Below are 1,825 nucleotides of genomic sequence, written 5' to 3' on the forward strand. Positions count from 1 at the left end.
CGCGGGGGGGGGGGGGGGGGGGGCGGGGGGGGCGCCCCCGGCCCCCCCCCCCGGGGGGGGGCGCCCCCCGCGCGCCCCCCCGGCCCCCCCCCCCGGGGGGGGGCGGGCCCGGCCGCCCGGCGCCGGCCGGACGGCAGGACACGCTCCGGCAACGGAACCGACTTCAAGTATTGACACTGCGCCCCTCTTGGCGTGAGTCTTCGGGCAGTACCGATTTGGGAGCGCTCCCAATCACTGCACGACACCGTACGCCGCTCGCGGCACGCGCCGACACGGACCGGCCCCACCGCCGGCCCACCGCGCCCGGCCGCGCCGGCTTCCGCCGGACCACCCCGGAACCAAGTCCTCCGCCCCGGAACAAGGAGTAGTGGAATGCGCATCACCCGCACTGTCGGCAGCCGAAGAGGCAAGGGAGGCGTCGCGGCCGTCACGACCGCGCTGCTCACCGCCTCGGCGCTGCTGCTGACGGGCTGTAGCAGCGACAACGACTCGGGCTCCGGCTCGGACTCGGCGAACGGGCCGATCACGCTGACCGTCGCGGACTACGGGGCGTTCGGCTACAAGGAGGCCGGCCTGTTCGCCCAGTACCACAAGCTCCACCCGAACATCACGGTGAAGGAGGACGTCACCGCGCAGGAGGCCAACTACTACCCGAAGCTGCTTCAGGAGCTGAACTCGAACAGCGGCCTGGGTGACGTGACGGGCATCGAGGTCGGACGCATCAAGGAGGTCGTCGACACGAAGGCCTCAGACTTCGTCGACCTGAGCAAGACGATCAACACGTCCGACTGGGTGTCGTGGAAAGAGGCTCAGGCCACGACGTCCGGCGGTCAGGTCATAGGCGCCGGCACGGACATCGGCCCCATGTCCCTGTGCTACAACCGCACCCTGTTCCAGAAGGCGGGCCTGCCGACGGACCGTGACGCGGTCGCGAAGCTCGTCGCCGGCGGCTGGGACGACTACCTCAAGCTGGGCGAGCAGTACAAGAAGAAGGCCCCCGCGGGCACGTACTTCATGGACTCGGCGAGCGCCATGTACAACGCGGTCGTCAGCTCCAGCCCCCGGCAGTACTACGACAAGGACGGCAAGGCCGTCTACAAGGACAGCGCGAGCGTGAAGCAGGGCTGGAACCTGGCGGCGCAGGCCGCGAAGGAGAAGCTCACGCAGGGCCTGCCCCAGTTCGACCCCGCCTGGCAGACGGCCCTGCGCAAGGGGACCATGGCGACGGTCGTGTGCCCCGCGTGGATGGCGGCCCAGATCCAGCAGTACGCGGGCCCGAGCTACAAGGGCCAGTGGGACATCGCCAAGGCGCCCGGCTCCTCGGCCGCCAACTGGGGCGGTTCGTTCCTCGCCGTGCCCAAGAGCGGCAAGCACGTGAAGGAAGCCACGGACCTGGTGAAGTGGCTGACGGAGCCGGCCCAGCAGGCCGCGGTGTTCAAGGCGATCGGGGTGTTCCCGTCCAACAAGGGGGCCTACAGCCTGCCCGGGGTGCAGAACGCGAAGCTCCCCTACTTCAACAACGCGCCGATCGGCACGATCTACGCGCAGGAGGCGTCGACGATTCCGGCGGCGGTGCTCGGCCCGAAGGACGCCGACATCAAGCAGTCGATCTCCGACCAGATCAACAACATGGAGCAGCGCGGCACGAAGCCGGCCGACGCGTGGGCGGCGGCGGAGAAGAAGATCGACAAGATCATCGGCTGACGCCTCCTGCGCGCCCGCCGGGCCGTCCCTCCGGACTCCCCGCCCGGGCCGCCTCTCCGGACCGCCCCGGCCCGGCCTCCTCGCCGGACGGTTCCTCCCGGCCCCGCCCGGACCCGGTCTC

Annotated in this window: 1 protein-coding gene; it reads left to right on the forward strand. The window is 71.0% G+C overall.

The window, feature by feature from the left end:
* Window positions 1-372 precede the first annotated feature (372 nt).
* Window positions 373-1,704 carry an ABC transporter substrate-binding protein gene (locus LCE31_RS33295; protein ID WP_225021129.1) on the forward strand — a complete coding sequence of 444 codons (1,332 nt, stop codon included), beginning with the start codon at window positions 373-375 and terminating at the stop codon, window positions 1,702-1,704.
* The last annotated feature ends 121 nt before the right edge of the window (window positions 1,705-1,825 follow it).

The sequence above is a fragment of the Streptomyces sp. 8L genome, from assembly GCF_020176795.1.
Classification (GTDB): domain Bacteria; phylum Actinomycetota; class Actinomycetes; order Streptomycetales; family Streptomycetaceae; genus Streptomyces.

Excerpts from the sequence above, each read along its gene's own strand:
- LCE31_RS33295 (WP_225021129.1), top strand. The coding sequence starts at position 373 with ATGCGCATCACCCGCACTGTCGGCAGCCGAAGAGGCAAGGGAGGCGTC.